This is a genomic window from Rhodococcus sp. IEGM 1330, from assembly GCF_033142445.1.
Taxonomy (GTDB): Bacteria; Actinomycetota; Actinomycetes; order Mycobacteriales; family Mycobacteriaceae; genus Rhodococcoides.
Genome location: NZ_JAWLSB010000004.1, coordinates 1 through 19,108, shown reverse-complemented (window position 1 = coordinate 19,108; position 19,108 = coordinate 1). Strand labels below are relative to the sequence as shown.

The window sequence follows — 19,108 nt, the reverse complement described above, 5'->3', positions numbered from 1 at the left end:
GCGAATTCGTATGTTTGCTTCCGCAGGCTCACTATCTCACAGCTAGCAGTGGATATGCTTCGATCCACACTATCGCTACATTCAGCTCCTGCATTGTCGGTTCTTGTGAGGTTCAAGGATGTCGCTTGAAATCTAGCTAAAGGACAGGTAGTCGTTCCAGGTAGTACGGCTACCGTCAGACCAGCAGCGAATGTCGTGCACGGCGATAGTTCAAATACATTGCACCCACAACACACACGGTAATTGCGCCACCGCCAGACAGAACTACGCGAATCTCCGCGAACTGGATGAGGAAGGCGAGTGCGAGTGCCGCCATCGGAGCTACACCTTGCACGATTGCAGCATAGACGGCGATTACGTGCGTTCGATCGTTGGGATTGGTCGCGAGCTGCAGTTGATGGTTGGTGGACTGTAGGAAAGTTGTCATCGCCGCTCCGCATACGACCAGGAGTGTCATCGCGATCAGCAAGTTGGATGCAAAACCAAGGGCCAACTCGGCAAGTCCCAGGACGGCCGCCGCGGTGAGCGCGGTACGCAAAGTCGGAGTTCCATGACCACCAACCATCAGCGCAGCACAGAGCGATCCTGCTGCTATCGACGCGGTAACCATACCAAAGAGTGTGGGTGTGGCGTTAAATTCAGTCCTGGCGAGTAAGGGCGCGGTGGTACGAAGATTTAGGGCAAGGAGGCCGACGCCGACCAGTAATGCTACTGCGCGCGACAGCTCGGGGTCTGCCAGTATTCGACGAATCCCTCTCGTCGCATCTAGGCGTTCGGGTTTGATGTGGTGTGTGGTAATGTCACCCGGCTTCATTGCCGCGAGACCGGCAATCGTGGCAATATAGGTGACGACATTTATTGTCAAAGCGGTTCCTGGACCGGCTAGCGCAATAAGAATCCCCGCGATAGCGGGCCCCAGCAGTTGCGCGGCGCTGAAGTACATTGCGCTTAGCGACGAGGCAGCGCGGAAATCGCGGTCACCGACAATTTCGCCGACAAAGGCCATGCGGGTGGGAGTTTCGATGGAGTTGAGCACCCCAAGGCAGGCAGCGAATACCCACAGATGCCAGACATCTGCTGCTCCGCTTAGTACTGACAGGGCCTGGATCGTGGTCACGAAGACTGAGGCGGTGTTGACACAGATTAGAAGCGTTCGTTTGGGGAAACGGTCGGCAAGATACCCGACGCCGAATGGAATCATCAGAGCAGGCCCGAACTGACACATGGTCGCTATGGCGAGAGCGACCGGAGAATTGTTGGTCCACTCAAGTATCAGCCAGTCTTGGGTGGCGATCATCATCCAAGTACCCACGGCAGAAGTGACTTGTCCGCCCACGAACAGTCGGAAATTGCGATTAGAGAGAACATCGAAACGGGATCGGGCATTTCGTGTTAGTCGAAGTAGGAGAAGACGGGTCCCGCGTCTTCGTAGCTCGCTCATGCCGTTAGGCGCATCGTCGTGTACTCATAACATGGCCAAGTTGTCGCCGATTGCTAATTTGTAGTTTACGATAGACATTGGTCAGATGAAATTCTACAGTTCGGATGGTCAAGAACATTGACTTTGCGATAGACTTGTTCGACTGGCCGTTCAGGGCCAAGATTGCAATCCGATATTCCTGCGAAGTCAGCGACGCAACGTCGCGATGCTGGTCAACAGTGGCGAGGACCGACCTGGCTCGCTCCAGAAGGAATCTATTATTGATTTTCATTGCTTCCTGAACGGCTCTATCCAGTGCCCGATGCGATTGCACGATATTCCCGTCCGACGCAGATACTTCACCGAGATCGCATAGTGCTAAAATTAGTTCTTTGGCGGTACCGGCGAGCTCAAGCAACTCGATTGCTTGCACAAGGGTATTCGCAGCTATATCAGCATCTTGTGTGTGGGCGAATGCGCGGAGGGCGCGGCCGACGACGCCTGCGGAACCCCAGAGCCGAGCGGTCGACAGTCCTTCCTGGGCCAGCGACAACGCAAGACTAGTATGGCCAATTTTTACGGCCATGGTCGCTGCTGTCGACCTCCACGGAATGACTGCAGGGTTTGATACGCCGAGTGATGTGAGAATTTTCCCCGATCGAATCAAGTCATGCAGACTCCGCCCGTGATCGCCCTGCGCGGCATACAAATGACCGCGCGCAGCGAGGATGTGTGCTTGATCCGGCAGTGGTGGCGATTGCGCGGGCAAATTGAGTAGATGTTCATGGGCGGCGTCAAAGTCCTGGTTATCGGCTAGTGCCTCCACGAGCCAAGCCAACGCTACTCCACGCCGACACGGTGGCACCTTTGTAGGGTAGAGCATCTCCAGTGAGGTGATCGCAGAGTCGAGCCCGCCTGTTTGAGCGTCGATTCTTGCCTGTATCAGTGTGGCGACGTCTTGGACATCTCTGGACGATGCTTCCAGAAGAATCGCACTGTGAGCAGCTGCATCGGAAAACCTGTCTGCGTATAGCAGTGCGAGAAGGGACAGCCAAGCGCAATCGGCATTCGGAGAATCGCGATCATATGTGAGGATACGCTCGGCTTGTTCAATTACGGTTGCGCGCCCCGTGCCGGATTGCAGGAGAGTCATGTTTCGAGCGGCTCCGCACTGGCCGTGTGAACCGCCCGGGCGAACGTGGGACGTTGTCGCGATACCTGTCAAGTACAGACCCCATTGACCAGCTTTGACGTTGTTCTGTAATCCGCTGGTCATCATAGTGTTACCCCAGCGCTTATCAGTGTTGTCCGAAACCTGTTCCCCGGATTGGTCTTTGTGCACAACCACACCCACTCCCCCTAGCAGTAGTGGCGGCAATGGTAGCCAGATCAATTCAAGAAGGCCATCCTGTTTGGAGTCGCTAATCTCGCCCATTGTGCGAGCTGCATCACAATTTGGGTTTCTGATGCCGGATGTCACAGGGCATTCGTAAGGTTAATTTTGCGTGACCCACTGTGCCGTGCGGCCGCGAAGTCACTTCTGCATGCTGGCTTGACCTGCCGGTCTGCAAGAAGAGCACCGCAACCATGACGCCATGCTTTCTGTGATTCCGCGACCGGGTCTGCGTTCGGCTGACTGGTGCAAATGCCCTGACCTGTGGGTGAACCGTAGAAGATTCGTCGGTTTGAGCAACCTGCGGGCTAACCGTAGAGATTGTGGGCTGCCATTGAATTGCGCACTCGGATCGTGCAGATTCACTTTCAGCCGACGCTGACGTGATGGCGGGTCGTCTCCACTGGAATACGTAGAGGAGAAACATGCAGAAGGTACTTGTTGCCAATCGGGGTGAGATAGCGGTCAGAGTGATTCGCGCTTGCCGAGATGAAGGCTTGACATCGGTTGCGGTATACGCAGATCCGGACCGCGACGCCAAGCATGTGCGGATGGCGGATGAGGCGTACTCGCTGGGAGGCGATACCCCGGCGACGAGTTACCTCGACGGCAATGCCATTTTACGTGCGGCTCGTGAGTCCGGTTCTGACTCAATTCATCCCGGTTACGGATTTCTGTCCGAGGACGCTGATTTCGCGCAGTCTGTTGTAGATGCCGGCCTTACGTGGATCGGCCCACCTCCGGCGGCGATTCGGGAACTCGGCGACAAAGTCTCGGCCCGAAGGATCGCCCAGGCGGTCGGCGCGCCTTTGACCGTGGGTACGGCTGAGCCGCTGACCGGTTCGAGCCAGGCCATCGCGTTTGCCGACCAGCACGGCTTGCCCATTGCCATTAAAGCTGCATACGGCGGAGGCGGTCGAGGGATGCGAATTGTTTGGAATCGATCTGAAATATCAGAGCTTTGGGCCGCTGCGGTGAGGGAGGCGGTGGCAGCGTTTGGGCGCGGTGAATGTTTCGTCGAGAAGTACATCGATCGACCGCGCCATGTTGAAACTCAGTGCTTAGCTGACAGATTCGGGAATGTTGTGGTGATTTCGACGCGAGACTGCTCACTGCAGCGGCGGCACCAGAAGCTGGTTGAAGAGGCACCAGCACCGTTCCTGACCGATGCTCAACGTAACGAATTGTATCGCGCGTCGAAGGCAATTCTTGCGAAGGCTGACTATGTCGGGGCTGGCACGTGCGAGTTTTTGATTGGCCAAGATGGGAGCCTGTCCTTCCTGGAGGTCAATACGCGATTGCAAGTTGAACACCCTGTGAGCGAAGAGGTGACCGGCATCGATTTAGTTCGAGAGATGTTCCGAGTTGCGCGAGGTGAGGCAATCGGGTACGAGGATCCTCCCTCCCACGGACACGCGCTCGAATTTCGTGTCAATGTTGAGGATCCCGGACGTTCTTTCTTGCCAGTCCCCGGAACCGTCTCGGTCTTTGACCTTCCATCCGGGCCCGGAGTCCGAGTCGACTCCGGGGTAGAGCCGGGATCTGTTATCGGCCCGGCATGGGATTCCCTGCTGGCGAAAGTGATCGTGTCTGGAGTTACGCGCGACCAAGCGATCGAGCGAGCGCGACGTGCACTCGATGAATTCGTCGTCGGGGGTGTGCCCACCACACTTGCATTCCATCGCGCTGTCCTCAACGAAGCTGCGTTCGTTAAGCAACCGCTCAAGGTGCACACACGGTGGATTGAGACCGACTTCCACAACACCATCCCGCCGCAGATATTCGAGTCAAGTGACTCGATTCCTTCTCAGGACTTGCGGGAAACTATGGTAGTAGAGATCAGCGGTCGTCGACTCGAAGTCTCTCTGCCTTTAGTGCATGCCTCATCGCCGAATAGCTCCACGCGGCGAGTGGCACCCCGCCGGGTTGGGCGAACTGCTGCTAGCGCTGCCGCCGGCTCCGCCGGCCATGACGCACTCGTCTCACCGATGCAGGGGACCATCGTGAATATTGCGGTCACTGAGGGGCAAAGAGTTCAAGCAGGTGACCTCGTGGTGGTGATCGAAGCAATGAAGATGGAGCAACCTATAACTGCGCATCGTGCTGGCATCGTTCGAGATCTCTCAGCGACCCTGGGTACTACCGTCGGCTCAGGTGCGACTGTTTGCCGACTTGACAGCGCCGAAAGCGATGCAGCATGAATTTGAGATATAAGAATTCGACGGTGACCGATGTGGTCGTCGTCGGTGCCGGTCCCACGGGGCTAGCCCTAGCCGGGGAGCTCCGATTGGCTGGGGTAGGTGTGGTGGTGCTCGATCGATTGCCGTTCGCCAGCGGGGAATCCCGCGGAATCGGTCTAACATTGCGCACCACGGAGCTGCTCGACCAACGCGGGTTGTTGACACGATTCGGTGGCCTCGAAACGAGCACCTTCGGACACTTCGGTGGTATTCCGCTCGATCTCTCGGTGTTGGACTCGCCGTTTGCGGCTCCACGGACCGTACCGCAGTCCGCAACCGAGGCGGTGCTCGAATCCCGCGCAATCGAGCTTGGTGCCGACTTCCGTCGCGAGCACGAGGTTTCCTCGTTTAGCGCAGACGACGAACATATCCATATCGAGATTCTTAACCACGACCCAATCACGGCACGATATCTGGTCGGTTGCGACGGCGGGCGCAGCATAGTGCGCAAGATTGGAGGCTTTGACTTTCCCGGAACGGCAGCGACCACAGAGCTCCTCCTCGCAGACATCAAAGGCGTAGACATCGCCCCGCGCCTTCCTGGGCAAGACAGCGTCGATGGCTTGGTAATCAGTGCCCCCTTGCCGGACGGTACGCATCGAATCATAGTCGGCGAACGTGGAGTGCTGCCAAAGAAACGCACAGAGCCACCGAGCTTTGCTGAGGTGGCCGATGTCTGGAAGCGATTGACCGGCATCGACATTTCCCATGGAGAACCCGTCTGGGTCAGCGCATTCGGCGATGCAGCACGCCTAACGACCGAATATCGTCGCGGTCGGGTACTTCTTGCAGGCGATGCTGCTCACGTCCACCTGCCAGCCGGTGGTCAGGGGATGAACACGGGTATCCAGGATGCTGTGAATCTTGGGTGGAAGCTCGCTGCGGTGGTCCGCGGGACCATGCAGGACGATTTTCTGGACAGTTACCACGATGAGCGTCATAAAGTTGGCGAACGGTTGCTGACTAACACACGAGCTCAGAGTCTTTTCATTCTCGGAGGGGAAGAAGTCGCACCCCTTCGGGAAATAATGCAAGAACTCCTTCAGTTTCCGGAGGTCGAACGCCATCTCGCGGAACGCGTCTCAGGCCTGGACATCCGGTATGACGTCGGCGGGGGTTCACACCCGCTCCTCGGTGCCCGGTTCCCAAGTCGCTCCCTTGACTGTAATGGGCGGACCGTGACGACAGGGGAGTTGCTACGAAGTGGGCGTGGTCTCCTACTCGACCTGGCTGACAACGCGGTGATTCGGGAGCGCGCCACCCGGTGGACCGACCGCATTGACGTGCTAACTGCCACTGCCACCGAGCCTATCGACCCAGACACCCGGACCTCCGCAGTTCTTATTCGCCCCGATGGACACGTGGCATGGGTGGCTCCAGGCAGCCACCACGACTTACCGACTGCCCTCCAGCGTTGGTTCGGGCCTCCCCGATGACTACTCCAGAGAAGGAAACGACATTGTTCAGCACACTTATCGTGGCAAGAATGGACCCCGGTTCCGCAAGCGATGTCGCCGGTCTGTTCCGAGAATTCGACACAACTGAGATGCCGCATCGAATGGGTACCCGCCGACGCGAACTTTTCCACTACCGCGGTCTCTACTTCCACCTTCAGAACTTCGATAGCGACGACGGCGATCGTCGCATCGAGTCAGCCAAAATGGACCCGCGGTTCATTCAAATCAGCCAAGACTTACAGCCGTTCATCGGTGCTTACGATCCGGCGACGTGGCGATCACCGGCTGATGCGATGGCCGAGCGTTTTTACGATTGGAATGCATGATGAGCACGGATGAGCGTCGTGTGGTTATAACAGGTATCGGTGTGACTGCACCCGGTGGAGTCGGTGCGAAGAACTTTTGGGATTTGTTGTCGAACGGGCGTACCGCCACCGGACGGATCTCACTCTTCGACCCCACACCGTTTCGTTCGCAGATTGCGGCCGAGGTTGATTTTCACCCGGAGCTACACGGCCTAACACCGCAGGAGGTCCGGCGGATGGATCGTGCCGCGCAACTGGCGGTGGTCAGCGCCCGGGAGGCCCTGGCAGATAGCGGTCTGGAATTTGACGCCCTTGACCCGTTCCGTACAGGTGTCACCATCGGAAGTGCAGTCGGCGCAACGATGAGCCTGGATGAGGAATACCGGACTGTCAGCGACGGCGGACGCCTGGAGTTGGTCGATCACAATTACGCGGTGCAGCATCTCTACAACTACTTCGTCCCCAGCTCGTTCGCCACAGAAGTAGCGTGGGCGGTTGGTGCACAAGGCCCCACTACCGTGGTGTCGACCGGTTGCACATCCGGTCTTGATGCCGTGGGTTATGCCGCCGATATAGTGCGGGAAGGCGGAGCCGACATCATGATCGCCGGAGCCACCGATGCTCCGATTAGTCCCATCACCGTGGCATGCTTCGACGCGATCAAGGCCACCTCGCCACGGAATGACGATCCTGAACACGCCTCTCGACCATTCGACGCAAGCCGCAACGGCTTTGTGTTGGGTGAGGGGTCCGCAGTCTTCGTTCTGGAGGAGTTCAATAGTGCCCGGCGACGAGGTGCCACGATATACGCCGAGGTCGCCGGACATGCCACGCGGTCTAATGCTTTCCACATGACCGGTCTGCGTCCGGACGGTAAGGAAATGGCCGAAGCAATCCGAGTCGTCCTCGATCAGTCGCGGATCGACGGGTCGGAGATTGACTACATCAACGCTCACGGGTCAGGTACCAAACAGAACGACCGGCACGAAACAGCTGCGTTCAAGCGCAGTCTCGGTGACCACGCTTACAAAACTCCGATTAGCTCAATCAAGTCGATGGTTGGCCATTCGCTCGGGGCCATCGGATCAATCGAGATTGCTGCCTCGGCATTGGCATTGGTCAATGACGTGGTGCCACCGACCGCCAACTTGCACAACCCTGACCCCGAGTGCGATCTCGATTACGTACCGATCACCGCACGGGATCACAAGATCGATGTGGTGCTCTCGGTAGGCAGTGGTTTCGGTGGATTTCAGAGCGCGGTCGTGCTGGCGAACCCGTTTCGAGCCGGTCGATGACCGCCGTAGTGACAGGGCTCGGCGTGGCCGCGCCAACGGGGCTCGACGTGACCGAGTACTGGAGTGCAACGCTGGAAGGGCGTAGTGGGATCGGCCGAGTTACCCGGTTTGATCCCCAGTCGTATCCGGCGCAACTGGCTGGGGAAATTTCTGGGTTCGTGGCGGCAGATCACCTGCCGGGGCGCTTGCTACCGCAAACGGACCGCATGACCCAACTCGCTCTGGTCACTGCGGACCGGGCCTTTGTAGACGCTGAAGTTGTGCCTGCAGAGCTTCCCGACTACGCCGCCGGTGTGATCACCGCCAGCAGCTCGGGCGGATTCGAGTTCGGTCAGAACGAGCTCCGCGCATTGTGGAGTAAAGGAAGCGAGTACGTCAGCGCATACCAGTCGTTTGCCTGGTTCTATGCAGTTAACAGTGGCCAGATCTCCATCCGGAACGGTTTGCGTGGCCCAAGTAGCGTAGTGGTCAGCGATCAAGCCGGGGGTCTCGACGCGGTCGCGCAAGCGCGCAGGCAGATCCGTAAAGGTACGCCGATAATTCTGACAGGAGCAATCGACGCGTCGATCTGCCCCTGGGGTTGGGTAGCACAATGGGCGGGCGGCGGTCTCAGTACGGTCAAGGATCCCTCGCGCGCCTACCTTCCGTTCGACGAGGACGCCAGCGGGTACGTCCCTGGTGAAGGCGGAGCACTGCTGGTACTTGAGAGTCTGGCGCACGCCAAACAGAGGGGTGCCCGGGTCTACGGCGAAATCGCCGGCCATGCCTCGACGGTAGATCCGAGACCCGGCACCGGAGAGCCCGGCCTACGTCGTGCCATTGAGATTGCGCTGGCTGATGCCGGAATCGCGCCAGCGGACGTCGACGTGGTGTTCGCTGACGCCGCAGGTACAGCAGAAGCGGATCGGATCGAGGCTGATGCATTGGCGGCAGTGTTCGGACCTCGTGCAGTTCCGGTGACGGCACCCAAGACGACAACGGGGCGGCTCTACTCGGGCGGAGCGCCACTGGATCTCGCTACTGCGTTCCTAGCTATTCGCGACCAGATCATCCCGCCCACTATCGGCACCACCCTGTCGGATGACTATTCAATCGACCTCGTCACCGATTCCCGGTCGGCATTATTGCACAATGCTCTTGTAATCGCCCGCGGTGCAGGCGGTTTCAATTCGGTGATGGTCGTTCGCGGCCCAAGCCGGGAACTCAACTAAGAAAGGGAATTCTATGCCTGCGTTGTTCACGTTTAACGATCTTCGTCGTATTTTCCGCGAAGGATCTGGGGACACTCCTGGTCTGGAAGGCGACTTTTCAGAGATCACATTCGAGGATCTCGGCTACGACTCGCTCGCCATGCTCGAAACCACCGGGCGGATCAGCCGCGAATTCGGTGTCGTGCTCGATGACGATGTCGTGATTGCAGTCACCACATCTGCTCAGCTTGTGGATCTGGTCAATCAACACCTGGCCGAGGCTGACACGTCTGCAGCTCAAGCTCCCGCCTGAGACAACCAATTTGACGAGGAGAACAGCATGACCGAAGACCGGAGAACAGCACTTGTCACAGGCGCAACCAGCGGTATCGGGTTGGCCTCGGCTCGTCAACTGGCCCGACAGGGACACCGAATCTTCCTCTGCGCTCGAAACAAGGAGGCCGTCGTCGCTACGGTCGCGCAGTTGCGCGGCGAGGGCTTCGAAGCAGACGGCACCACAGCCGATGTCCGCAGTTCCGAGGATGTCTCTTCCTTCGTGCGAAGTGCTGTTGAGCGATTCGGCACAGTAGATGTGCTCGTGAACAATGCAGGCCGCTCAGGAGGCGGCGTCACTGCGGATTTGACGGAAGAGCTTTGGGCCGACGTAATCGCTACAAATCTTAACAGTGTGTTCCTCATGACCCGCGCTGTCCTGACTGCTGGGGGAATGCGCGACAAAGACCGAGGTCGCATCATAAATATCGCGTCGACCGCTGGCAAGCAAGGCGTGGTCCTAGGAGCACCGTATTCGGCGTCGAAGCACGGCGTGGTCGGGTTCACCAAAGCTCTCGGGAACGAGCTGGCACCAACCGGGATCACGGTCAACGCAGTGTGCCCTGGCTATGTGGAAACGCCTATGGCGCAACGTGTTCGATCGGGATATGCCGAGGCGTACAAAACCTCCGAGGAGGCCATTCTCGAGAAATTCAGCGCTAAGATTCCGCTTGGTCGGTATTCAACCCCGGAAGAGGTGGCAGGTCTGGTCGGATACTTATCCACCGATCTTGCAGCCTCCATTACCGCTCAGGCTGTCAATGTCTGTGGCGGACTCGGAAATTTCTGAATCGGTGACAAGACCAGAGGAGATCACATGACCGCGGAGACCACCCCGGCTTCGGCAACCCGCGAGGTAGAACACAGCATCAACGTATACGCACCGGCGAGGGAGGTGTACAAACTGCTCGCCGAAGTAGAGAATTGGCCGCGCCTGTTTCCTCCGTCGGTGTATGTCCGGCAACTAGAAGTCGACGGCAACGAGGAGCGAATTCAGATCTGGGCGACCGCAAATGGCGAGCCCAAGACTTGGACCTCACGGCGTGTTCTGGATCCCGAGGCACTTCGAATTACCTTCTGGCAGGAATTGTCAACGCCACCTGTGGCCGAGATGAGCGGGACCTGGATCATCGAGCCGCACGACGACCACACGAAATTGCGGCTCTTGCACTCGTATCGCGCAATCGACAACGACCCAGATGGTCTCGCCTGGATTGACAAGGCGGTAGACGACAATAGTACTGCCGAGCTGCCCGGTCTCAAAGCTGCAGTAGAGAACGCCGTGCACACCGGCGATCTGACGATCTCCTTCGTCGATTCGATCGAAATAGTTGGGTCGGCATCGGATGTGTTCGACTTTGTTGATCGGGCGGATCTGTGGATGGAACGGCTCCCACATGTGGATACCGTTGAACTAACCGAACCGACACCGGGACTTCAGATCCTACGGATGGACACCAAGACCAAAGACGGCGATACGCACACAACTGAATCGGTCCGTGTGACATTCCCGCATCACAAGATCGCCTACAAGCAGACTGCGCTGCCGGCACTGCTAGACCTCCACACAGGAATTTGGACATTCGAGGAGGACGATCACGGCACTACTATCGCCTCATCGCAACACACTGTAATTCTCCGCGCAGATCGCATCACCGACATTCTCGGTGCGGGAGCGGGTGTACCGGAGGCCCGCTCCTTTATCCGAAATGCATTGGGAACAAATAGTCTTGCCACACTCACGCACGCGAAGAAATATGCCGAAGACCGTCGATGACGACGGCGGGTCCGCCAAAATCGATGTGATGGTCGTCGGCGCAGGCCCGGTTGGCCTTTTGTTGGCGGGTGACCTCGCTGCGGAAGGCGCGAGGGTGACAGTGGTGGAGCAGCTCACTGAACCCACGACTGAGTCGAGGGCATCAACTTTGCACACGCGCACCATGGACTTGCTCTCGGACCGCGGCATTCTCGGTCGTCTCGGTCGGTTGCCGAACGGGGGTGCTGGGCATTTCGGCGGAATTCCACTGGACCTTACCGCCGCAGATCCCGACCATCCCTTCCGTGGACAATGGAAGTGCCCGCAAACACGTTTAGAATCTGTCCTGCAGCAAAGGGCCATCGAATCGGGGGCCCGCATCTATCGTGGTCACCGTCTTACCTCAGTCACCGATTCGGGAGCCTGCGTCGAGCTCAAGACGGTCTCCGTAGATGGAGGTCGACAACATACTTGGACGGCAACGTATCTCGCTGGCTGTGACGGTGAGCGAAGTTCCGTGCGTGACCTCGGCGGATTTGAATACGCAAGGGTACCGGCCACTCAAACGATGTTGCGGGCCGATATCGCAGGCATCGACGTCAGACCTCGTCGATTCGAGCGCTTACCGAACGGACTCGCAGTAGCGTCAAAGTGGCCGGACGGCAGTACCCGCATAATGGTGCACGCCCTCGATGCACCCGCCAGGCTGAGTGACGACGCACCCACGTTCGACGAAGTGGTGGCTGCCTGGGAGCTAGTAACCGGGGAGTCGATCGGGCAGGGAACACCTCTGTGGCTCAATTCCTTCGACAACGCCAGCTGTCAAGTCACCAGGTACTGCCGTGGCCGGATCGTATTAGCAGGCGATGCAGCCCACCAGCAAATGCCAGTTGGCGGGCAAGCGCTTAATCTTGGACTGCAGGATGCGGCGGCGCTTTCGGGCGCGCTGCGCGACTGCATCGCGAACCCCAGCACTGGCGAAGGTCTCTCCGGCTATCACAGCGACCGTCATGCTGCGGGGGTTCGCACTTTGGCAAATATCCGGGCACAGACTGTTCTACTGCTGGGCGGGCCGGAGGTGGATCCATTGCGTGCCATCGTCACCGAACTCCTGCAGTTCCAGGCCGTTCAATCGCACCTTGCCGGGTCAATTAGCGGCCGTGCGCAAACAAAGACACGTGTCGTCGAAAGTTCAACGATCGCCACCGCACCAAATACACCTAAGGAGAGCCCAGACATGAGTTCCTTGACCGGAAAGACTGCACTGGTAACAGGATCCAGTCGTGGCATCGGCCGCGCAATCGCGAGACAACTGGCTGCCAAGGGTGCCCTCGTCGTGGTCCACTACGCTGGTAACGTCGAAGCAGCCACGGAAACGGTAGAGCTCATCGAGATCGACGGCGGTCGCGCCTTCTCGGTTGCCTCAGATCTATCTACACCGGGCGGCGTTCACGAACTATTTCTTGGCCTTGAGCATGGACTCAAAGAACGTACGGGGCGGACTACTCTCGATATCGTAGTCAACAATGCGGGAGCGACCACTCCGGAGGGAGTTGCGCCCGAAGACGTCACACCAGAAGAGTTCGATCGGCTGTTTGCGATCAATGCAAAGGCACCGTTCTTCATTGTTCAACGGGCCATTGGACTTCTCCCCGAGAACGGTCGAATCGTCAATATTTCGTCTGGACTGACCCGCTTTGCTAATCCGGGTCAGGTTGCCTATTCGATGACTAAAGGAGCCGTGGAACAAATAACACTCCACTTCGCTCGGCACCTCGCCCCGCGCGGAATTACCGTCAACAGCGTCGCGCCCGGGATCACCAATAATGGCAGCGCAGTATTCGACATTCCGGAGGCCGTGGAGCAAATGTCCCAGCTCTCGGCGTTCAAACGGGTCGGCGAGGCAATCGACGTCGCCGACGTCGTGACTTTTCTGGCCACCGATGAGGCCCGCTGGATCACGGGAGCCTTCATTGACGCAACCGGCGGCACATTACTCGGCTGAGAACGGCCACACTTGCCCGCTCGGCGAGAGCCGCTTCCAACCTCCAACCACAACAGGAGTGCTTGTGACCACTGTGTACGACACCGGAGAATACTCACAGCTAGTGGATGGGCTGGTCTCTATTAAGTCGCAAGCCCGACTCGGACTGGATCCGAAGGCGACGGAACGGCAGCACGCCAAGGGAAAGTTGACCGCGCGTGAACGGATCGACCTGTTGCTGGACCCTGGATCCTTTCTCGAAGTGGAAGCGTTGCGTCGCCACCGTGCCACCGGCTTCGGGTTGGAGGACCGTCGCCCATACTCTGACGGGGTGATAACTGGATGGGGCACTGTCGATTCTCGCACGGTCTTCGTCTACGCCAGCGACTTTCGGGTCTTCGGTGGCGCTCTCGGTGAAGCTTATGCGGCCAAGATCCACAAGATCATGGATATGGCGATCAGCGCGGGTGCGCCCTTAGTATCGCTAAACGACGGTGCAGGCGCTCGCATCCAGGAGGGTGTCTCAGCCCTGGCTGGGTACGGGGGCATCTTTCGCCGTAACACCAAGGCGTCGGGAGTTATACCTCAAATTAGCGTCATGCTCGGTCCGTGCGCAGGCGGCGCTGCATATTCTCCCGCGTTGACCGATTTCGTATTCGTGGTCCGCGAGATCGCGCAGATGTTCATCACTGGCCCCGACGTGGTACGCGCAGTCACCGGAGAAGAGGTGACCTTAAACGAACTTGGCGGAGCCGACGTCCACGCATCCGTCTCTGGTGTAGCACATTTCATCTATGACGATGAAGCGTCATGCCTCTCGGACGTCGCGGCACTGCTGTCGATGTTGCCAGCGAACAATCGTGAGCTACCGCCACCTGCTTTCACCGCCGATCCCGCGGACCGACTTAATACGGCCCTGACTAACGTTGTACCAATTGACGGAAGTCGGCCGTACGACGTCCGCGATGTTATTACCGAGATTGTCGATGACGGCGACTACCTTGAGGTTCACGCGTCATGGGCCGCGAATCTTGTTTGCGTGTTAACACGGTTGAACGGACAAGTGATCGGTGTGGTGGCCAGTCAGCCAATGATTTTGGCCGGCGTGCTCGACATCGACGCGAGCGAAAAGGGCGCTCGTTTTGTCCAATTCTGCGATGCCTTCAACATTCCGCTGCTCACGCTGGTTGATGTTCCGGGGTTCCTGCCCGGACTCGATCAAGAACACGCTGGGATCATTCGGCATGGTGCGAAATTGCTGTACTCGTATTGCAATGCCACTGTTCCACGAATCTCGCTGGTTCTGAGGAAGGCATACGGCGGCGCTTACATTGTGATGGATTCGCTGTCAATCGGTACAGATCTCGCATTGGCTTGGCCGTCCAATGAAATCGCGGTTATGGGCGCGGCAGCGGCGGCTGATGTGGTGTTTCGGCGCGAGATCGCGGAGGCGGAGGATTCCGATGACACGCGAGCACAAAAAATTGCCGAGTACCGAAGCGAGCTCGTGCATCCATATTACGCGGCCGAACGGGGACTAATCGACGATGTGGTGGATCCTCGGGACACGCGCAGTGTATTGATTCGTGCCTTCGCGATGCTGGCAAATAAAGACTCCGATCTTTCGCGCCGTAAACATGGTAATCCACCGCAATGATATGCACACATAATACCTTTCTCCGTCTTGAGAAGGGACATATTGACCTCGTGGAGCTTTCCGCTTTGACGGTTGTTCTACGTGTGTGTCGCGCGGTGGCCGTCGAGTCAATAATCCCACTGGCGAGCGAAACACATTTGCGCCGAACAAGTCTCGTGTCAACATTCAGCAATCCCAGAGCGTGGTCTACCCGCACGATTCGGTGACGTGATTGCCGACGAATGGAGTCAGCAAGAATGAAAATTGGATTTCTATTCGATCTTCGAAACCCCGCAAAATGGGAGCGCCCCTGGGCTGAGCACTATGCGCGCAGCCTTGAGCTATGCGAGGAGGCGGATCACCTTGGTGCGGGTGGAATATGGTTCACTGAACATCACCGCTTCGCCGATGGGTATTTACCTCAACCGCTTACGTTCGCCGCCGCTGCTGCTGCCCGCACCCGGCACGTGAGGATTGGAACTGCAGTAGTGCTACCTGCATTGCGCAAACCTGCGCAGCTTGCGGAGGAGGCCGCACTTGTGGATTTGATCAGTGGAGGCCGCCTGGAGTTGGGACTGGGTGCAGGGTACCGAACGCCGGAGTATCGACTATTTGATGTAGATTTCGGACGACGCTTCTCGCTTACAGGAAAGAATATAGCGGAAGTTCAGCGCCTGTGGACGACCGGCGAAATAACTCCACTGCCAATTCAAGATCCCGTTCCTTTATGGGGTGGTTTCTATGGCCCGCGAGGCGCAAGACTTGCAGGACGCCTTGGCATCGGTTTCTTGCATTTTTCCCATAAGCTATTTCCCATTTATCGCGCCGGACTGATCGAGGGTGGGCACGATCCAGCGTCGGCAAGGGTATCTGATTTACTTCCCGTGCTGATAGCAGACGACCCCGAACGCGCATGGAGCCGGGTGATTCCGCATCTAGCGCACCAAATGAACTCTTATCGGCAGCTTTCGGTAGAGGATACAGACGCGTCCGTGCCACAGCTGCTGGAGGATTCGGAAATGCGGCATCAACCGTCTGACGGCAGCTGGGGGATGCTGGAGATACTGACACCGGAGCAGGCAGTTGAAAGAATCCACGAGCGAATAGCCGGACTCCCGGTCCACCACCTCATCTTCTGGGCGAGCATAGCGGGAATGCCAGAGGATCTAGTTTTGCGTCACCTTGAATTGGTTAGTCAAACGCTACCGTCGTTATTGGAGGCCAGATTCAATGCCTGCCAATGACCCGGTGTCAACTGCCAATACTGCAAAGGGCAGTAGGTGGGGTCGCCGGCAGTGGATCCTCCTCGTCGTATTGTCGGGCAACATGATTCTCGATGCGGTCGAGGGTTCGATTTTGGTGCCGTCGCTCGTCTCGATCGCTGATAATCTAGAGCAGTCGACGTTCAAAACTCAGTGGTTGATGAGTGGCTTCGCTCTCGGTTTTGCAATGCTATTGCCCGTTGGCCCGGCCCTTGCAGCTCGGTATGGCCGCCGAAATGTGTACCTCGTCGCGATGGCATGCTTCGCGGTTGCTTCTATTCTCGGAGGCCTCAGTGGGAACCTATCGGTTTTGGTTCTAACCCGCGTAGTCAAAGGGGCTGCGGCCGCTCTCACGGCACCAGCCGGACTTGCGGTTATCGCCGAGGCCTTCCAAGCGGGCTCCCAGCGACGGCGGGCGATTTCGGTGTACGCGACACTGGGTGCCGCTGGTTTCACGGCCGGGCTATTGCTGTCTGGGTTATTGGAACAGGTGACTTGGCGATTGCTCTTCTTCTTGCCCGGTCTGGTCGCTACTTTGCTGCTTGTAGCCGCATGGCGGGTAATTCCGTCCGCATCAGCAGAGCCGTTGAAAGCGTATCGCGTAAACATTTTCCGCAACGAAACACTTGTTCGATCCACAATCGGTGCGGCCGCAATCAATGGCGGATATATTGCGTTGATTTTGGTCCTGGCGATCCATCTCTATGGGACCGTCGGATGGTCGACGTGGCAAATTGGTCTTGGGTTGCTCCCTGCAAGTGTTCCGCTGATCTTTTCTTCTCTGTTAACTGAGCGACTGATGGCCGCGTTTGGTTCTGCGTGTCTCATTTTTATTGGAGCGTCGGTGACTGTAGCGGGTCAGTTGCTGTGGATTGTCCAAGCGGATGGCGATAATTATGTTACAGACATATTGCCCGTGCTGTTGCTGGTAGAGGCCGGCTTTGTTCTATCGTTCGCGGCACTCAACACTCAGGCTGCGGCGGCCCTGTCCGTCTCATCTCGGGCGCGGGGTGTGTCGATCTACCAGACCGGTGTTCAAGCCGGTGCGGCAGCGATGCTGCCGGTGGCGGTTGGGCTGTCAGCTGTGCTCTCAAGCCGATATGCAGCTGTGGTCGTCCTCCTGGCGGGGATGGTGGCCGTAGTCGCGGCCGGCATGGAGCTGGGGTCGGGTCGAAATGGAAGGAAACTGCAATGACGTCGCCTCGCATTATGACCATGTTCCCAGGGCAGGGTTCACAGCGCCCCGGAATGGCAAGCTGGGTTAGGAACTACAGGATTGCGATGGACCTGTTTGAGCGGGCAGAGAGCATTCTCGGAATGCCTCTCCTCAAACTATGTACCGAGGGTACGGTTAGCGAGCTTCGTTCAACTGATGTGGCTCAGCCTGCAATTGTGACCACGAGCCTGGCACTTGCTGCGGTGCGTCGAGCAAGAGGCATTCGAATCGACGCTGTTGCGGGCCACAGCTTGGGCGAGTTCACAGCGCTGGCAGTTTCTGGTGTGCTCGACGAGGAGTCGACACTCAATCTAGTTCGGACGCGCGGGGAGCTAATGGCTGGAGCGTCTCAGCGTAGCGACGGAGCGATGAGTGCGATCATCGGACTAACCTCAGATCGGGTTGATGCTCTTTGTGCGTGCGTAGTGTCAGGAAATGTGAGCGTAGCGAACTATAATCAACCCACCCAAACTGTGGTTTCTGGAGATGTCAAAGCAGTCGCGAAATGTGAAGACTTGGCCTACGCTGCCGGCGCAACAAAAGTAGTTCGTCTTAAGGTTTCCGGCGCGTTCCACAGCGTATTGATGGCCGATATCTCGGAAGAGTTGGCTGTGGCCATTGCGAAGTGCGATATGAAGGCACCGGAAATACCGCTGCTGAGCGCCGTTACTGCCGACTATGCTTCCGATCCTGCACGGATCAGATCCCTTGCGTGTGAACAGTTGATGGCTCCAGTTCGGTGGGTTGAAACGATTAATCGTGCGGTCGCTGACGGTTACAGCGAGATGTTGGAGTTGGGGCCAGGCAATGTGTTGACGGGTTTTGCTCGTCGTATCGCACCCCAAGTCACGTCTACATCGGTTGCTGTGTTGTGACCGCACATTGATCGGCTGGCTTGGTTGGTAGGTGAACAAATGTTTTCCGTATATGCCTGCTATTCTATACGCGACTCGTAAAAATCCGACAGAATCCGGAGAATGATCTCAAATGAAGAGCAAGCGATTATCCAGTGAGGACATGCCGGGGCTAGAAGTACGCATTCGGGATATCGAGAACCGGCAACGGATAGTGGATTTGCGTTCCGGCTTTCATCACCATTTGAATAGCCAAGATTGGCATGAGCTTGCAGGATTATTCAGTGTATCGGGTGTACTTGATTACGGCGATTTTGGCTTCGCCCAGGGTCGTGGAGAAATCTACGAATATTATTCTGCGTTAATTGGAAAGATTGTAGAATTTATGCCTGGCGCTTCACATGCTGTCCTCAAAAATGTTCCGACAGCTCACAAAATTGAGCTGTCGGCTGACGGCAGCTCTGCAATAGGCTCCTGCTATTTTCAAGAAATGGTTCGGTTCGATGACAACAATTTTGTGCATCTCAGTATGGGCCGATTCTTCGACAAATACGTCTTAGTTGGCGATCAGTGGGTTTTCGACTCAATCGAACTAGAGCATTATTGGGTAGTTCCCAAAAATGAGGGTTGGACAGCCGACTGGTAGTTTGCGCTTGCTGGTTCTGGCGTGATAGGCCGGGCGTTTAACCTGAATGCACCGATGAGCTGACTCGCTTTTTCTGAATGATGTTGCACGGTATCGACCTGGACGCGGGCGTGATTGT

Annotated in this window: 16 protein-coding genes; 14 read left to right on the top strand and 2 right to left on the bottom strand. The window is 57.4% G+C overall.

From position 1 onward, the window contains the following. Nucleotides 1-175: 175 nt before the first annotated feature. Both R4P57_RS10725 and R4P57_RS10720 read right to left on the bottom strand, forming a co-directional pair. Complete coding sequence (locus R4P57_RS10725; RefSeq protein WP_317802831.1) at nucleotides 176-1,441, bottom strand: MFS transporter; 1,266 nt, start codon at nucleotides 1,439-1,441, stop codon at nucleotides 176-178. Between the two features lie 4 nt (nucleotides 1,442-1,445). Then, nucleotides 1,446-2,573, bottom strand: a complete 1,128-nt coding sequence (locus R4P57_RS10720; RefSeq protein ID WP_317802830.1) for a helix-turn-helix transcriptional regulator — start codon at nucleotides 2,571-2,573, stop codon at nucleotides 1,446-1,448. Nucleotides 2,574-3,238: 665 nt separating this feature from the next. Between R4P57_RS10720 and R4P57_RS10715 the strand changes: the two genes are divergently transcribed. From R4P57_RS10715 to R4P57_RS10650, 14 genes are all read left to right on the top strand, one after another. Then, the gene (locus R4P57_RS10715; protein ID WP_317802829.1) at nucleotides 3,239-5,014 is read left to right on the top strand and encodes an acetyl/propionyl/methylcrotonyl-CoA carboxylase subunit alpha; all 1,776 of its coding nucleotides are present in this window, start codon (nucleotides 3,239-3,241) and stop codon (nucleotides 5,012-5,014) included. Between the two features lie 23 nt (nucleotides 5,015-5,037). Next, on the top strand, nucleotides 5,038-6,489 hold the full coding sequence (locus tag R4P57_RS10710; RefSeq protein ID WP_317802828.1) for an FAD-dependent monooxygenase: 1,452 nt from the start codon (nucleotides 5,038-5,040) through the stop codon (nucleotides 6,487-6,489). After that, nucleotides 6,486-6,836, top strand: a complete 351-nt coding sequence (locus R4P57_RS10705; RefSeq protein WP_317802826.1) for a TcmI family type II polyketide cyclase — start codon at nucleotides 6,486-6,488, stop codon at nucleotides 6,834-6,836. Before R4P57_RS10710 ends, R4P57_RS10705 begins: the two co-directional genes overlap by 4 nt. Beyond that, the gene (locus tag R4P57_RS10700; RefSeq protein WP_317802825.1) at nucleotides 6,833-8,113 is read left to right on the top strand and encodes a beta-ketoacyl-[acyl-carrier-protein] synthase family protein; all 1,281 of its coding nucleotides are present in this window, start codon (nucleotides 6,833-6,835) and stop codon (nucleotides 8,111-8,113) included. Before R4P57_RS10705 ends, R4P57_RS10700 begins: the two co-directional genes overlap by 4 nt. After that, entirely contained in the window at nucleotides 8,110-9,324 is a 1,215-nt protein-coding gene (locus R4P57_RS10695; protein ID WP_317802824.1) for a ketosynthase chain-length factor, read from the top strand. The genes R4P57_RS10700 and R4P57_RS10695 overlap by 4 nt, the downstream gene beginning before the upstream one ends. A 13-nt stretch (nucleotides 9,325-9,337) precedes the next feature. Further along, nucleotides 9,338-9,616, top strand: a complete 279-nt coding sequence (locus R4P57_RS10690) for an acyl carrier protein (protein ID WP_317802823.1) — start codon at nucleotides 9,338-9,340, stop codon at nucleotides 9,614-9,616. A gap of 27 nt (nucleotides 9,617-9,643) precedes the next feature. Next, entirely contained in the window at nucleotides 9,644-10,426 is a 783-nt protein-coding gene (gene fabG, locus R4P57_RS10685; RefSeq protein ID WP_317802822.1) for a 3-oxoacyl-ACP reductase FabG, read from the top strand. Nucleotides 10,427-10,453: 27 nt separating this feature from the next. Further along, complete coding sequence (locus R4P57_RS10680) at nucleotides 10,454-11,413, top strand: aromatase/cyclase (RefSeq protein ID WP_317802821.1); 960 nt, start codon at nucleotides 10,454-10,456, stop codon at nucleotides 11,411-11,413. Beyond that, nucleotides 11,394-13,397 carry an SDR family oxidoreductase gene (locus tag R4P57_RS10675; RefSeq protein ID WP_317802820.1) on the top strand — a complete coding sequence of 668 codons (2,004 nt, stop codon included), beginning with the start codon at nucleotides 11,394-11,396 and terminating at the stop codon, nucleotides 13,395-13,397. The genes R4P57_RS10680 and R4P57_RS10675 overlap by 20 nt, the downstream gene beginning before the upstream one ends. 64 nt (nucleotides 13,398-13,461) lie before the next feature. Further along, nucleotides 13,462-15,033 carry an acyl-CoA carboxylase subunit beta gene (locus tag R4P57_RS10670; protein ID WP_317802819.1) on the top strand — a complete coding sequence of 524 codons (1,572 nt, stop codon included), beginning with the start codon at nucleotides 13,462-13,464 and terminating at the stop codon, nucleotides 15,031-15,033. 221 nt (nucleotides 15,034-15,254) lie between these two features. Next, nucleotides 15,255-16,256 (top strand): LLM class flavin-dependent oxidoreductase, encoded by a 1,002-nt coding sequence (locus R4P57_RS10665; RefSeq protein ID WP_317802818.1) that lies wholly within the window; start codon nucleotides 15,255-15,257, stop codon nucleotides 16,254-16,256. Between the two features lie 82 nt (nucleotides 16,257-16,338). Continuing rightward, nucleotides 16,339-17,469 carry an MFS transporter gene (locus R4P57_RS10660; RefSeq protein WP_317802817.1) on the top strand — a complete coding sequence of 377 codons (1,131 nt, stop codon included), beginning with the start codon at nucleotides 16,339-16,341 and terminating at the stop codon, nucleotides 17,467-17,469. After that, nucleotides 17,466-18,365 carry an ACP S-malonyltransferase gene (gene fabD / locus R4P57_RS10655; RefSeq protein WP_317802816.1) on the top strand — a complete coding sequence of 300 codons (900 nt, stop codon included), beginning with the start codon at nucleotides 17,466-17,468 and terminating at the stop codon, nucleotides 18,363-18,365. The genes R4P57_RS10660 and fabD overlap by 4 nt, the downstream gene beginning before the upstream one ends. Before the next feature lie 112 nt (nucleotides 18,366-18,477). Further along, entirely contained in the window at nucleotides 18,478-18,990 is a 513-nt protein-coding gene (locus R4P57_RS10650) for a nuclear transport factor 2 family protein (RefSeq protein ID WP_317802815.1), read from the top strand. Nucleotides 18,991-19,108: the final 118 nt, after the last annotated feature.

Coding starts and splice junctions, on each gene's coding strand:
- R4P57_RS10715 (WP_317802829.1), top strand. CDS start 3,239: ATGCAGAAGGTACTTGTTGCCAATCGGGGTGAGATAGCGGTCAGAGTG.
- R4P57_RS10660 (WP_317802817.1), top strand. CDS start 16,339: ATGATTCTCGATGCGGTCGAGGGTTCGATTTTGGTGCCGTCGCTCGTC.
- fabD (WP_317802816.1), top strand. CDS start 17,466: ATGACGTCGCCTCGCATTATGACCATGTTCCCAGGGCAGGGTTCACAG.
- R4P57_RS10675 (WP_317802820.1), top strand. CDS start 11,394: ATGCCGAAGACCGTCGATGACGACGGCGGGTCCGCCAAAATCGATGTG.
- fabG (WP_317802822.1), top strand. CDS start 9,644: ATGACCGAAGACCGGAGAACAGCACTTGTCACAGGCGCAACCAGCGGT.
- R4P57_RS10725 (WP_317802831.1), bottom strand. CDS start 1,441: ATGAGCGAGCTACGAAGACGCGGGACCCGTCTTCTCCTACTTCGACTA.
- R4P57_RS10665 (WP_317802818.1), top strand. CDS start 15,255: ATGGAGTCAGCAAGAATGAAAATTGGATTTCTATTCGATCTTCGAAAC.
- R4P57_RS10680 (WP_317802821.1), top strand. CDS start 10,454: ATGACCGCGGAGACCACCCCGGCTTCGGCAACCCGCGAGGTAGAACAC.
- R4P57_RS10705 (WP_317802826.1), top strand. CDS start 6,486: ATGACTACTCCAGAGAAGGAAACGACATTGTTCAGCACACTTATCGTG.
- R4P57_RS10700 (WP_317802825.1), top strand. CDS start 6,833: ATGATGAGCACGGATGAGCGTCGTGTGGTTATAACAGGTATCGGTGTG.
- R4P57_RS10695 (WP_317802824.1), top strand. CDS start 8,110: ATGACCGCCGTAGTGACAGGGCTCGGCGTGGCCGCGCCAACGGGGCTC.
- R4P57_RS10690 (WP_317802823.1), top strand. CDS start 9,338: ATGCCTGCGTTGTTCACGTTTAACGATCTTCGTCGTATTTTCCGCGAA.
- R4P57_RS10650 (WP_317802815.1), top strand. CDS start 18,478: ATGAAGAGCAAGCGATTATCCAGTGAGGACATGCCGGGGCTAGAAGTA.
- R4P57_RS10720 (WP_317802830.1), bottom strand. CDS start 2,573: ATGACTCTCCTGCAATCCGGCACGGGGCGCGCAACCGTAATTGAACAA.